The organism is Leucobacter iarius (assembly GCF_039530105.1).
Classification (GTDB): Bacteria; Actinomycetota; Actinomycetes; order Actinomycetales; family Microbacteriaceae; genus Leucobacter; species Leucobacter iarius.
Window position 1 is genome coordinate 102,823 of the sequence record NZ_BAAAOB010000001.1, and the last position, 12,481, is coordinate 115,303.

Sequence of the window (12,481 nt, forward strand, 5' to 3'; positions counted from 1 at the left end):
GTTCCCCGCAAGCGCCGATACGCTGCCGATTCTTCCTTACCGGCAGCTCAGCGGCAAACCTTGCCGCAGAATACCGCGGAATTCGCGGATCCGGAATTCTGAATCCGCGCTGCCGTTCCTCCCCGGATATCGCGTTGCGGTTATCCGGCCGCCTCGTGCGCGGTGGGCACGTACGCGAGCTGGCCGATCTGCAGGCCCCGGGATCGCGAGATCACCTGAGCCCGCCCGGGAACGCTGGGGATCGCCTTGACCTTGCCGATCAACTGCCCCTCCTCGGGGTTCCCGCTCAGCAGGATGCCGGTCACGCCGAGGTCGGTCATGCCCTGCAGGATCGGGTCGTAGGCCGCACGCGATGCGCCGCCCGACCGCCGTGTGACGATGACGTGGAGCCCCACGTCGCCGGCCTGCGCCAGCAGCTGCGCGAGCGGGGCGGCGGGATTGCCCTGCTGGGTGGCGACGAGGTCGTAGTCGTCGATCATGACGAAGCCCTCGGCGCCGCTCCACCAGCTGCGGTTCCGCAGCTGCTCGGCGGTGACGTCCGGGCCCGGGAGCCGGTCGCGGAAGAACTCGACGAGCTGGTTCACCGCGCCGACGGCCTGGTCGGCGGTCGTGAGGTAGGCCCCCAGGTACTCCTCGGGGATCTCGCCGAGGTGGGCGCGGCGGTAGTCGACCATGAAGATGCGGGCGGCGCCCGGTTCGTAGCGTCGGCTGATCTCGTGGACGAGGGTGCGCAGCATCGAGGACTTGCCCGACCCCGAATCCCCGTAGAGGAAGAGGTGCTGTTCGCGGGCGGGATCGATCCCGATCGGGGCGAGCTCCGCCTCGTCGAGGCCGAGCAGCAGGGTCTTCGGGTTCGCGGCCGGGTGCGCCCGGAGCTCGTCGAGCGGGAGCCGCTCGGGCAGCAGGCGCAGCTTCGGTCCGGGCTCGCGCTGCCAGGCGCTGCCGATCTTCGCGACCAGGTCCTCGACGCCGTCGACGAGGGTGTCCGCTGCGGTGTCGCCGTCGATCCGGGGCAGCGCGGTGAGCATCTGCAGTCCGGCCGGGTCGAGGCCGCGGCCGGGGATCGCGGTGACGTTGCCCGCTGCCCGACGGTTGACCTCGGAGTCGGAGGGGTCGCCGAGCCGCAGCTCGATGCGCCCGCCGAGCAGATCCTTGATGTTCGGGCGCACGTCCAGCCACCGGCTGGCGGTGAGCACGATGTGGACGCCGAAGCTGAGTCCGCGGGCGGCGATCTGCTGGATCGCGACCTCGAGCGCCTCGTAGTCGCTGCGGAGCGTCGCCCAGCCGTCGATCACGAGGAAGATGTCGCCGTAGCCGTCGTCGAGCACCCCGGGTTCGCGGCGAGCGCGGTAGGTGTCGATCGAGTCGATCCCGTTCTCGCGGAAGAACGCCTCGCGCGCGTTGAGCAGCGAGGTCACCTCGGCCACGGTACGGCGGATCACCTCGGGTTCGCCGCGGGTCGCGAGTCCGGCGAGGTGCGGCAGGTCCCGCAGGCCCGCGAAGCTGCCGCCGAAGTCGATCACGAAGCACTGCACCTCGAACGGGGTGTGCGTGAGCGCCAGGGCCGAGACCAGCGTGCGGGCGACCGTGCTCTTGCCCGACAGGGGCGCGCCCACGATCGCGACGTGGCCCGCGGCCCCCGACAGGTCGAGGGTGAGCACGTCGCGGCGCTGCTGCAGCGGCACGTCGGTGATGCCGATCGGCACCGTGAGCCGGCGGTGCTCCCGCCAGCGCGGGGCGTGCAGGCCGAGCTCGTAGCTGACCGCCAGCTTGCCGAGCAGCTGGTCGAGGGTGGCGGGCTCCTCGAGCGGGGGCAGCCACACCCGGTGGGCCGCGGGGCCCTGACCGGCCATGCGGGAGACCGCCAGCTCGAAGGTGCTGCGGTCCTCGACCGGCTCCGCGGCGGCGAGCTCGGCGGCCCGGCGCTCGGCGGTCGCCTCGGCCGCTGCGGCCTCGGCCACGGGGTCCGAGAGGTCCTGCGCGGCGGCCGTGAAGGGGACGATCCGCATGGCCTGGGCCGTGCCGTCCGCGGCGTCGGCGGCCGCGGTGATGCGGCGGGCCGGCGGCGGACCGGAGACGTAGGCGGCGCGGAACTGCGTGAGTTCGGTGTCGCTGCCGACCTTGAGCAGGCCGCCGCCCGGCTCCTGCGGCAGGTGGTAGGCGTCGGGGACCCCGATCACGGTGCGCGATTCCGCGGCCGAGAAGGTGCGCAGGCCGATCCGGTACGAGAGGTGGGTGTCGAGGCCCTTGAGTCGGGATTCCTCGAGCCGCTGCGAGGCCAGCAGGAGGTGGACGTGCAGGGATCGGCCGAGCCGGCCGATCGCGACGAACGATTCGATGAACTCGGGCTTCGCGCTCAGCAGCTCGGAGAACTCGTCGGCGACGATCAGCAGCGCCGGGAGCGGGGGCAGGTCGTCACGGCCGTTCTTGCGCGCCTTCTCGTACTCGCCGACGTTCACGAAGTTTCCCGCGGAGCGCAGCAGCTCCTGCCGGCGCACCATCTCGCCCTGCAGCGCGTCCTGCATGCGGTCGACGAGGCTGATCTCCTCGCCGAGGTTCGTGATGATCGCCGAGACGTGGGGCATGTCGGCCATGCCCGCGAACGTCGCGCCGCCCTTGAAGTCGACCAGCACGAAGTTGAGCTGCTCGGGCGAGTGCGTGAGGGCGAGGGAGAGCACGAGCGTGCGGAGCACCTCGGACTTGCCCGAACCGGTCGCGCCGATGATCAGGCCGTGCGGGCCCATGCCCTGCGAGGCGGACTCCTTGAGGTCGAGGACCAGCGGGGCGCCGTCGGCGTCCTGGCCGATGGGCACGCGCAGCCGGTCGCGCTCCGGGAGGATCCGCCACTGCTGCGACAGGTCGAGGTCGCGGACGTCGGGCATTCCGAGCAGCTCGAGCAGATCCTGCTGCCGCTTGCTGGTGCGCGACACCGGACCGTTCCCGCCGAGCTCGCGCGCGAGCGGCGCCAGTCGTCGCGCGACGGCCTCGGCTTCGACGAGGCTCATGTCGTCCGGCACGATGGTCTCCTGCTGCGCCCGCCCCTCCGCGAGCTCGGCGATGCCGCCCGAGACGTGGATGCGCGCGGTCTCCGGGTCGTCGTTGTCGTCCCAGGTGTTCGGCAGGTCGAGCACGGTGACGCCCTGGAGTCCGCCGGCGAACACCGAGTCGCCGGGCGAGACCCGGGCGCCGTCGACCACGACCAGCAGGTGCGGGCCGGGGAATGGGGTGTCGGGGACGAATCGGGGGCGCTCCCGCAGGTCGGCCGGCAGCATCCGCAGCAGCGTCGGCAGGTCGGAGCCGATCATGCGCGCGGTTCCGAGCGAATCGCGCAGCCGGGAGGACTGCGTGTGCGGCAGCCACTTCGCCCACTCCCAGTGCGGGAGCGCGTCGGGACTCGCCGCGATCACGATCTGCAGGTCGTCCGGGCTCTGCAAGGACGCGAGGTGGGTGATGATGCCGCGGGCCAGGCCCCGCAACGGATCGAGATCCTCGCCGACGAGCTGGATGCTGCGGAACCGGCTGAGCCGCAGGTAGGTGGGCAGCCCGCTCTGCGTGTCGTGCGTCATGATGAAGCGGTGCGCGGCCGTCGTGGCGACCGGGTCGAGGTCGGTGATCGGCGGCAGCTCGGGAGCGACCAGGTTCAGGCAGAGCGGCTGGTCGCTGACGCCGATGCGAGCGGCGAGGTGGTCGTCGACGTTGGGATCGCGCTCCCAGACGCGGGTGCCGTCCTCCACCAGATAGGAGAGCGTTTCGGGCGCCGGATACCGCCAGTTGCGTTCGCGCCGCTGCGCCTTCGCTGCCGTGCGCACCGTGGTGCGCAGCTCGGACAGGTAGGCGAGGTACTCGCGCCGTGAGCTGAGGATCGTGGCCTGGCGGGTGGCGCGCTGCCGCCAGCCGTTCACGAACACGAAGCCGAGGGCGGAGATGAGGAACATCCCGCCGGTGATCCATCCCGTCGGGCCCGCGTTGCTGACCGACACCATGATGATCGCGCCCACGCTGCCCAGCATGGGCAGCGCGGAGGTCAACATGCTGCTGCCGCCGTCGCCCGCCTCGAGCTCGGGCGGGGTCTGCAGCGTGACGTTGCCGGAGGGCACTCGCGGCGGGGCGAGACGACTGCTCACTCGGTTGTGCTCCTTAGCGCTCGTCGGACGACCGTACCGGTTCGTACTGGCAGCCTAGTCGCTTCGATCCGCTGTTTCAGCACGCATCTGCGCGTCAGGGAAGGCGCAGCACCTGACTCTGTCGACGATCACGACGAACTCGGCGGGCGGCCGATCGGCGCTGCTGAACCGGACGCCGAGCGGGAAGTCTCGGCCCCGAGTTCCCGGCCGAGCCGCGCACGCCCGCCCTTCGATGCGGCTACCGCGACGATCGCGACGATGGCCCCGATCAGCACGAGCACGCCGACTCCGCTGACCGCCCACGCCCACATCGGTAGCCCGGTCAGCACCGCCACAGGTTCTGCCCCCTTCGGGGCGCCGGGCTTCGCTTCCTTCGAGTACGGCGACCAGGCCGGCTGACCGGTGTTGTTCACCGCGCTCTTCTCGCCCGCCTTCACCGCCTTGAGGAAGTTCACTCCCGGCGGGAAGGGGCCTGTACTCCAGGCACATTTCCAGATACCTTCTGCGTTGACTTTCGCGGGATAGTCCCGTGCATGGCAGCGCGGGTCGTCCACGCTCGTCACGAACAGCGGGTTCTCGTTCGGGAACTTCGCCACGTCGGTCGCGAGCATCCCGGCCGGGTTCGCGTAGCCGTAACCCATATGCTCGTCGGCCCAGACCGGCTCGTGCACGGCGCCCTTGCCGGTCGTACGCACCAGCCCCTGCAGCACCTGGAACGCCGATGCCTCCGGATATTTCTGCAGTCCCAATGCGATCCCGCCGGCGACCAGCGGCGTCGCATACGAGGTGCCCGAGATCGACGACGGACCCCACTCATCAGCAGTGCCGACCCCCAGCAGGTTCTGACCAGGTGCGGCGAACGCCATCGAGGTCGAGCCCCTGCCGATCGTCCCGCTTTCCGGACCTTCGATCTGGGCCCCGTCCGAGTCGACCGCGGAAATGGGGACGACGCCATTCATATACCCGGGTCCTCCGACCAGGCGGAAGCCTTCGTCCGGGTTTCCAGTACCCACGACGATCGGCACACCCGCGATCTGAGCCTCAGCAACCGCGTGATACCAGTCGGCCGCTGCGCCTCCCGAGACCGACAGCGAAATCACGTCCGCCCCATCACGAATCGCCGCACGCGCCGCCATCGAGGTCGGATCGAAGGTCGAAAGGCCTTTCACGTTCTCCATTACCGAGGGGGTGTTCTTGTTTGCGTCGCCCAGGAAGATGTCTCGGGTGAGGTCGATCCCGCCCGGCTTCACCGTCGGATCCTGCACCGTGCACGACTTCGCATCACTCAACGCACCGATCCCGTAGAACCAAACCTCAGCATCCGGAGCAATCCCACGCGCACCCGCACCACCATCACCCGCCTTGCCGTTCCCCACCAGCATCGACACCACATTCGTGCCATGCTCAGCAAGCTTCGGATCCGACGACACGATCTGCGCAGGCTTCTTCGTCTTCGGATCAACGCACGTCGTGCCCTTCACCGTGACATTCGCACCCCGCAACTCAGGCACATCAGGATTGAGCACCTGATCGATCACCGCGACCTTCACACCCTTACCCGTCGCACCCTCAGCACGCAGAGCATCGAAGTCCCACTTCCGCGTGTTCCACAACGCACCCGACCGCTCCTCAGCGGTCATCCGATCGGATGCGATGCCCGCCGCCGGGGTCGCGAGAAGAAGGCCGACAGCGACAGCCGCTGCGGCACCGGCGAAACGCACCTTCTTCACGGCGCTCCTCCCTCTCGAGACCTCGGGTTCCGCTCGCGGGAGACGCGCACGCTCGATTCGTTCAACTGGCGCTTTCCCGAATCAGCCATCCGAGGGGTCGTCGCCTCGGCTGCCCGCACGCGAAGCGCGTGAGGCGGGACCGCCGTCGCCCTCGTCCTCGAGCTTCGGCGCCAGGTAGCCGCCGAGGCCGCGCTTGCTGCCCTTCTTGTCGGCACCTGCGGCTCCGCCGCCACCGCCCATCATCATTCCCGGGCGGCCGCCACGAGCGCCCGAGGCACCGGACCCGCCGGTACCCGCACCGCTCGCGCCGCCCGCGCCCGCCGCCGTCGCGGCACCGCGCAGGCCTCCGCTCGCGCCGAGACCGGCGGCACCCTGGCCGAGCCCTGATACTCCGCCCAGCACACCGCCGAGCCCGCTGCCGCTGCTCGCGATCTTGGCACCCGCGGCGAGACCGACCGCACCGAGACCGGCAGCGCCGAGCCCCGTCCGCCCGATGGTACCGTCGAGCCGACTGTCGACGCTGGGGCCGTCACCGGGGTTCCGCGGGCCACCGTCGTCCGGACCACCACCCGGAACCGGCGGTTCGGGCCGTACGGGAGGCTCTCCGGGGAACGGCGGGCGTCCCGGGTTCGGCGGTCCGTCGGGATCGGGACCCGGTACTTCGTTGCCCGGCCCGGGGCCCGGAACACCCGGGTGAGTGCTCGGACCAGGGAGGTGCGGTGCGCCACCGACGCCGGGGCCGCCGCCCAAGCTGCCGGGCCCGCCACCGGTGCCTCCGGTTCCCGGTCCGAGCTGCGAACCGCTGGGGCCTCCTGGCTGCGGGCCCGGGATCGGTGTCAGCCCTGCGACCGGTTTCGGTGGCACCTTGTCGAATCCACGTGCGACCAAGTCGTCCAGCGCACGCTTCTTCTTAGCGATCGAACTTTGTAGCTGCTCAAGCGCGTGCTGCGCCGCTTCCGCGCGCCGGTTCGAGAAGAACTCGCCCGCGGCGAAGATCGCCGCGGGTCCGCGCAGCGCGGCATCGAGCCCGAACTCCAGCAGCGGCTGCGGCCGTCCTCTGTCGATCGCGTCGCGTACCGCAGCGGGCAGATCGCCGCCCGGCAGCCCGTTCAGCTTCGTCTCGGCCTCGCGCTGCACCTCACCGCTGTGGTCGCCGATCAGCTGGTAGACCTTGCCCACCCAATCAGAGGCTTTCGTGAAGGTCTCCGCGATCGCGTCGAGCTGCGATTTGGCGACCAGCGCAGCCTGCCCTTCCCATTCTCCGCCTTCGATCGCGCTGCTCACGGTCGTCACTCGGCGCTCCAGCGCATTGAGGGAGCTCATCATCTGTGTGAGCTTGTCGATGCGCCAGTACACACCGGCAGTGAGGCGAACCAGTTCGTCTTCGGCGGCGCTCATGAGGTTCCTCCCGGGAGCTTGGAGTCAGTGGGTACGGGGACCGAATGCCCCGGCGCAACGCCGCCGGACACGTCTCCAGCGGCGTCATGCTGCAGGCGTGCCGCGCGTTTCCGGTTGGATGCCGTCACCGCGACGATCGCGACGACCGCTCCGATGAGCACCAAAGCGCCGATTCCTACGAGCACCCACGCCCACATCGGCAGCCCGGCCAGCAACGCCACAGGTTCCGCCCCCTTCGGAGCGCCGGGCTTCGCTTCCTTCGAATACGGCGACCAGGCCGGCTGACCGGTGTTGTTCACCGCGCTCTTCTCACCCGCCTTCACCGCCTTCAGCAACCCCACTCCCGCGGGGAATGGGCCTGTACTCCACGAACAGTTCCATTCGCCTTCCGAATCAACTTCTCCGGAGAAACCTCTCAGGTGACAACGAGGGTCTTCCAGGCTCGTCACGAACAGCGGGTTCTCGTTCGGGAACTTCGCCACATCGGTCGCGAGCATCCCGGCCGGGTTCGCATAACCGTAACCCATATGCTCGTCGGCCCAGACCGGCTCGTGCACGGCACCCTTGCCGGTCGTACGCACCAGCCCCTGCAGCACCTGGAACGCCGATGCCTCCGGATATTTCTGCAGTCCCAATGCGATCCCGCCCGCCACGAGCGGCGTCGCATACGAGGTGCCCGAGATCGACGACGGACCCCACTCATCAGCGGTTCCGACCCCGAGCAGGTTCTGGCCGGGCGCCGCGAATGCCATCGAGGTCGAGCCGACTCCGGTCGTCCCGCTTTCCGGACCCTTGATCTGGGCCCCGTCCGAGTCCACCGCGGAAATGGGCACGACACCGTTCATATTGCTTGGTCCGCCAACCAGGCGGAAGCCTTCGTCCGGGTTCCCGGTACCCACGACGATCGGCACACCCGCGATCTGAGCCTCAGCAACCGCGTGATACCAATCGGGCGCTGCTCCGCCCGATACCGACAGCGAAATCACGTCCGCCCCGTCACGAATCGCCGCACGCGCCGCCATCGACGTCGGATCGAACGTCGAAAGGCCTTTCACGTTCTCCATTACCGAGGGATGCTCGGAGGTCGCGTCGCTCATATAGATGTCTCGGGTGAGGTCGATCCCGCCCGGCTTCACCGTCGGATCCTGCACCGTGCACGACTTCGCATCACTCAACGCACCGATCCCGTAGAACCAGACCTCAGCATCCGGAGCAATCCCACGCGCACCCGCACCACCATCACCCGCCTTGCCATTGCCCACCAGCATCGACACCACATTCGTGCCATGCTCAGCAAGCTTCGGATCCGACGACACGATCTGCGCAGGCTTCTTCGTCCTCGGATCAACGCACGTCGTGCCCTTCACCGTGACATTCGCACCCCGCAACTCAGGCACATCAGGATTGAGCACCTGATCGATCACCGCGACCTTCACACCCTTACCCGTCGCACCCTCAGCACGCAGCTTCGCAAAATCGAACCACTTGTCGGCGTACCACAGTGCATCCGACCGCTGCGTTTCTGACAGTACGGAGGATGCCATCGCCGGCGTCGAGAGCAGCGTCAAGAAGCCGATGGTGGTGACCGCGGCAAGGCTAGTCAATCTGCGGCGCATCAGGCGGACCCCGGCTTTCCGAAATCCGTGTTCTTGGGCGCAGGAGACTTATTCGCCGATTTCGCGGGCACGGGCGCCTCGCCCACAACATCGCCCCGAACGCCTTCCAGATCGGCGAGCAGCCTGCGCAGCGTGTCCGCCGCCTGCGACTCGGTGTTCTTCTGCTCAGCGATCGACTGGCGCATCTTCTGTTCGGCTTCTTGCAAGCGTTCGTCTAGAAGCTTGATCTGCTTGAATATCTCACCGCCAGACGTTCGGAGGGCCTTCTTATACAGGTCCGCAACGCCCGCCCCCTCACCGCTCACTACCGACATCTCTGTCTCGCTGGGGTAGTCCCCCGTGGCACCGCGCAGGGTGCCGAGCAGGTCCTCGAACCCGTCCGACAGGCTGATCCGCTTAGCTCCCACTGCGCTCTCCCACGTTCATCTTCTGATTCTGCTCGTTCTCACCGGTGTCGGCTCCCGAAGAAGTCGACCCGCACACCATCATGCTCACGGCTGCTCCGGGGTGCCGAACTCCCGCAGCCGCTGCAGGGTCGCGACGAGGCGCTCCTGCGCCGCGGCGAGACCCGGATCCATCGCCACCGGGCTCGGACCGTCGGCCTCCTGCTCCTCGAACGCCTGGCCCAGCGCCTTCCCCATGGCCGCGCGCACCGCTCGCGCCTCGGCCGAGAAGTCGAGCCCCTGCACGATCTGGAACTCGCTGGTCTGCCCGAGATCGATGCGCTGCTGCAGCACCTGCCAGTCGCGCCCGTGCTCGCCCGAGCGTCGCGCCTCGGCGATCTGCTCGTTGAGCTTCGCGCGCGCGGCCTCCCGCTGCTGTCGCTCGATCGCAAGCTGCTCGGTGCGCGCGCCGAGGCGCTCCGATGCTTCGCTCAGTCGCGCGATCGCCTCAGCCGGATCCATCATCGCCGATTCCTCTTCTGCTCGTTCGTGGTCTGTTCGGTCTGCTCTGGGTTCAGACCGGGATCCGCGGCATGCGCGGTGCACGGCCTCCGGGGGCGTGTCCGCCGCCCGGGGCATGCTCGCCCGCGCCGCCGATCTTGTTGATGTCGCCGACCGCGCCCTTCACCGAGGACCCGACGTCGTAGATCGCGAGCCCCACCGATGCGAGGGAGGTCAGGGTGGTGAGCGCATCGCGGACCCCGCCGAGCAGACCGACCATGCCGGTGTGGATCGCGATGACCGCGTCGAGGAAGCCGAGGAACTCGTTGAACAGGTCGACGATCTCGATCGCCCAACCCGCGACGATCGGGATCGCGATCTCGAGGACCGCGGCGAGGTTGATCTCGCCGACGACCGGGACCGCGAGCATCGACAGGATCTCGAGGCCGAAACCGACGATGCCCGAGATGACCTCGTTGATGAAGTCGAGGATCTTGCGCGCGAACTCGGCGAGGTGCTTGTCCATCTCACCGGCCTGCTCGCACTGCTGCGGCAGCCGTTCGAGCAGCTGCCCGAGCTTCGCGTGGCACTCGCCGAAGCTGTAGGCGGCCTTGCCCTGCCAGCCGTCGTCCACGAAGCTCCCGAGCGTCGAAACCCGTTCGTTGATCAGCTGCACCGCCTGGCCGCACTTCGGCCAGGCCTCGCCGGCGACCTCCATCGCGTTCCAGTCCCCGATGAACGGCTTGTACACCCACTCCTCGAGCGGGCTGAAACCGATCAGCAGACCGACGACCGCGTCGATCTGTCCGAGCAGCGATCCGCTCTGCGAGGCGACCCGCTGCTTGGTCTGTTCGACGAGGCTGGGGGTGCTCGGCGGCACCAGCACGGTATCGACGCCGATCGGCGGTGCGCTCGCGCTGCTCATCGGGCCATCTCCTTCACATCTGCCGGCGACATTCGGTCGCCGTATACCCGGCCCAGCACCGCGTCGATCGAGAACACGGATCCGGCACGCGGGTCCGGGTGCTGCGGTCGGACCTGCGATCCGTCGCTCTCGCTGATCGGCTCGTACCCGATGCTCGATTCGTGCTCGGCCACGAGCGGTTCCCGCTCACCCCAGCGCCGGGCGAGCTCCTCGATCTCGGACTCGGGCACGCCGTCCCGCACCAGGTGCTCTCGGATCCACTCGGGCAGATGGGTCTTCCCTGCGGCGCAATCCGCGCATCCACGCGGGCAGCCGGGCTGCGTCTCTGTGTCCTTCGGATCGCGGTGATCGCCGCACCCGCACTGGCAATGCTCTCCGTGGTGGTGCTTCCCGTGATCGTCGTGATCCCGGTCCTTCCCGTGGTCGTCCTCCAGCTCGGGCTTCGGCACGGGATCGGGCTTCACCTCGGGTTTCGGGACCTCGGGCTGCGCGACCGGCGCCGGCACCGGTGCGCCGCCCCCACCGCCGCCGGAGACCCCGCCACCGCCACCGCCGGACATGCCACCGCCACCACCGCCGGAAACGCCACCGCCACCACCGCCGACGGGCGCGCCACCGCCGGTGCCACCGGACCCCGCCTTGAGCGCCGCGACCTCGTCTTCGAGGGCCTTGATCCGACGCACGAGGTCGTCTTCGCAGCCGCGCATGTCGGTCATGCCGTCCTGCACGCTCCGAGCCGTCTGCTGCAGGGTCTCGCCGAGCGTCTGCAGGTTCTTCATGACGGCGTCGCGAGCGGCGTTATGGATCGGCTGCAGGGGCTGCATCAGCAGCCCGAACGCGCCGTCGAGCGAGCAGTACTGCCGCGCGTACGACGCCGTCTGCTGCAGCGCGCGTTCGCACTCCAGCACGTTGTCCAGCGCCGACTGCATCGACGATTGGCTGTAGGCGATCGTGCTCGTCATCGGATCGTGCTCCTCGGATCATGCTCAGCGGACGGAGCCGCGCAGGCCGCCCCGGCCGCAGCGCATCGCCGCGGCCGAGACGGCCGTGATTCGGAATGCCCGGGCCCGCTCTCGGCAGGCCCGGAACCGGGGATCAGCCCCCGAAGCGACCCGCGTTGCGGGCGTCGCTGGCGTTGTACGCCTGCGAGATCTGCTCGGTGCTGCTCGAGATGCGCTCGAGCAGGCTCTGCATCTCGGTGAGCGACTGGGTCCACTGCCGCTGGGCGGCGTCGTACGAGTTCTGGGCCTCACCGTTCCAGGCCGCGCGCAGGCGCGAGACCTCGGACTCGAGGCGCTCCAGCTCCGCGCGAATGTTCTGGGCTCCGGTACGGATCTCCTGCGACAGCACGCTCACCTGAGCGGTCTGCACCGACATCGACTGCATCAAATTCTCCTTGGTCTCAAAAACTCACGTAGGCGGCGCTCAGGCGCCCGACATCATCGCACCGAGGCCCGAGATAGCCTGCTGGTGCTCCTGCTCGGTCGCGGCCTGATCCTGCTCGGTGCCGCGGAGCGCGTTCTCGAGATCGATCAGCACGTTGTTGAGCTTGCTCGTCTCGGCGTCCCAGCGCTGCATGAGCTGGGTGAACGAACCGGCGGCAGCACCGGTCCAGTAGGCGCGCAGCTGCTCGATATCGCCGCGGACCTTCTTGGTCTGCTGGTCGATGCCGGCCTTCGCCTCGGCGACGGCCTGCTGTCCCTTGCGAAGGGCTCCTTCTTCAGCGGAAATAGTCTGAGCCATGTCGACTCCTCCATCTTCGGTTTCCAGCGCCGCACGGGGCGTGCCGGCACGTCTGCAGATG

Annotated in this window: 10 protein-coding genes; all 10 read right to left on the minus strand. The window is 68.9% G+C overall.

What is annotated here, in order from left to right:
* Positions 1-140: 140 nt before the first annotated feature.
* The 10 genes from eccCa to ABD169_RS00490 all read right to left on the minus strand — a co-directional run bounded on the left by eccCa (position 141) and on the right by ABD169_RS00490 (position 12,420).
* Positions 141-4,124, minus strand: a complete 3,984-nt coding sequence (gene eccCa / locus ABD169_RS00445) for a type VII secretion protein EccCa (RefSeq protein ID WP_344027862.1) — start codon at positions 4,122-4,124, stop codon at positions 141-143.
* Positions 4,125-4,252: 128 nt separating this feature from the next.
* The gene (locus ABD169_RS00450) at positions 4,253-5,854 is read right to left on the minus strand and encodes a S8/S53 family peptidase (RefSeq protein WP_344027865.1); all 1,602 of its coding nucleotides are present in this window, start codon (positions 5,852-5,854) and stop codon (positions 4,253-4,255) included.
* 81 nt (positions 5,855-5,935) lie between these two features.
* Positions 5,936-7,252 (minus strand): hypothetical protein, encoded by a 1,317-nt coding sequence (locus ABD169_RS00455; RefSeq protein ID WP_344027868.1) that lies wholly within the window; start codon positions 7,250-7,252, stop codon positions 5,936-5,938.
* Positions 7,249-8,820 (minus strand): S8/S53 family peptidase, encoded by a 1,572-nt coding sequence (locus tag ABD169_RS00460; RefSeq protein WP_344027871.1) that lies wholly within the window; start codon positions 8,818-8,820, stop codon positions 7,249-7,251. Before ABD169_RS00460 ends, ABD169_RS00455 begins: the two co-directional genes overlap by 4 nt.
* A gap of 47 nt (positions 8,821-8,867) precedes the next feature.
* On the minus strand, positions 8,868-9,275 hold the full coding sequence (locus tag ABD169_RS00465) for a hypothetical protein (RefSeq protein ID WP_344027874.1): 408 nt from the start codon (positions 9,273-9,275) through the stop codon (positions 8,868-8,870).
* A gap of 84 nt (positions 9,276-9,359) precedes the next feature.
* Positions 9,360-9,776, minus strand: a complete 417-nt coding sequence (locus tag ABD169_RS00470) for a hypothetical protein (RefSeq protein WP_344027877.1) — start codon at positions 9,774-9,776, stop codon at positions 9,360-9,362.
* A 49-nt stretch (positions 9,777-9,825) separates the two neighbouring features.
* A complete protein-coding gene (locus ABD169_RS00475) occupies positions 9,826-10,677 on the minus strand; it encodes a hypothetical protein (RefSeq protein ID WP_344027880.1) in 852 nt (283 codons plus the stop codon).
* Positions 10,674-11,639, minus strand: a complete 966-nt coding sequence (locus ABD169_RS00480; protein ID WP_344027883.1) for a hypothetical protein — start codon at positions 11,637-11,639, stop codon at positions 10,674-10,676. Before ABD169_RS00480 ends, ABD169_RS00475 begins: the two co-directional genes overlap by 4 nt.
* Before the next feature lie 133 nt (positions 11,640-11,772).
* Positions 11,773-12,063 (minus strand): WXG100 family type VII secretion target, encoded by a 291-nt coding sequence (locus ABD169_RS00485; RefSeq protein ID WP_344027886.1) that lies wholly within the window; start codon positions 12,061-12,063, stop codon positions 11,773-11,775.
* 39 nt (positions 12,064-12,102) lie between these two features.
* Positions 12,103-12,420 carry a WXG100 family type VII secretion target gene (locus ABD169_RS00490; protein WP_344027889.1) on the minus strand — a complete coding sequence of 106 codons (318 nt, stop codon included), beginning with the start codon at positions 12,418-12,420 and terminating at the stop codon, positions 12,103-12,105.
* Between the last annotated feature and the right edge of the window lie 61 nt (positions 12,421-12,481).

Coding starts and splice junctions, on each gene's coding strand:
- ABD169_RS00455 (WP_344027868.1), bottom strand. CDS start 7,252: ATGAGCGCCGCCGAAGACGAACTGGTTCGCCTCACTGCCGGTGTGTAC.
- ABD169_RS00470 (WP_344027877.1), bottom strand. CDS start 9,776: ATGATGGATCCGGCTGAGGCGATCGCGCGACTGAGCGAAGCATCGGAG.
- ABD169_RS00475 (WP_344027880.1), bottom strand. CDS start 10,677: ATGAGCAGCGCGAGCGCACCGCCGATCGGCGTCGATACCGTGCTGGTG.
- ABD169_RS00480 (WP_344027883.1), bottom strand. CDS start 11,639: ATGACGAGCACGATCGCCTACAGCCAATCGTCGATGCAGTCGGCGCTG.
- ABD169_RS00485 (WP_344027886.1), bottom strand. CDS start 12,063: ATGCAGTCGATGTCGGTGCAGACCGCTCAGGTGAGCGTGCTGTCGCAG.
- ABD169_RS00490 (WP_344027889.1), bottom strand. CDS start 12,420: ATGGCTCAGACTATTTCCGCTGAAGAAGGAGCCCTTCGCAAGGGACAG.